Below are 805 nucleotides of genomic sequence, written 5' to 3' on the forward strand. Positions count from 1 at the left end.
GGGGCTGGCCGCCTGCTGGCGGGTGGCCGTGGACCAGGGCGCGGGCCTGGCGGCCGGCCTCGACCGGCTGGAGGGCGCCCTGCGCGCGGAGCGGGACCAACGCGCCGACCTGCGCGCCCAGTTGTCCGGTGCTCGTGCCACGGCTCTGCTGCTGGCGGTGCTGCCCCTGTTCGGGCTGCTGCTGGGCGCGGCCATGGGCGCCGATCCCCTCCGGGTGCTGCTGCACAGTGGGGCCGGGCTGGGCTGTCTGGTGGCGGGAGCGGTGTTCGAGGGCGCCGGCATCTGGTGGGCGGCTCGGATCGTGCGGGGAGCTGAGGCGGCATGAGCGGGGAGTTCGTCCACAGCCTGGGGGTGGCGGTGGGGATGGCCGCCGCCCTCGGCTGGGCGGGCCGCCGGCTGGAGCTGGTGCGGCAACGGCGCCGGGCGCGGCGGAGGGTGGCGGAACTGCTGGCCGTGGAGCCGCCCGCGGCCGGTCGTTCTCCGGCGGTCGCCGACGCGGCCCGGAAGTGGCTGCCGGTGGCCGGAGTCGGGTGCGGGGCATGGGCGGTGGTCGGCGGGATCTTCGGGGCGCTGGTGGCGATCGGGGCCGGTGCGGCGCTGTGGCGGTGGCAGCAGCGCCGGGCGGCGGCGCGGCCTGCGACAGAGCTGGACACGGTTGCGGCGGCTCGCCAACTTCCCCTCGCCGCCGAACTGCTGGCCGCCTGCATCGAGGCCGGGGCGGGGCCCGTGGTCGCCGCCCAGGCAGTCGGGGAGGCGCTCGGGGGCCCGGTCGGTGACGCGCTGGCGCGGGGTGCCGCGGAGGCCC

At 79.0% G+C, this 805-nt stretch carries 2 pseudogenes; both read left to right on the top strand.

Annotated elements, in window-relative coordinates:
- Positions 1 to 325 (top strand): annotated as a pseudogene (locus GT030_RS16890) (hypothetical protein); the annotation flags it as partial.
- Positions 322 to 805, top strand: a pseudogene (locus GT030_RS16895) (hypothetical protein); the annotation flags it as partial. The pseudogenes GT030_RS16890 and GT030_RS16895, both read left to right, overlap by 4 nt.

This window comes from Streptomyces sp. SID1328 (genome assembly GCF_009865595.1).
GTDB classification, from domain to species: Bacteria; Actinomycetota; Actinomycetes; order Streptomycetales; family Streptomycetaceae; genus Streptomyces; species Streptomyces griseoluteus.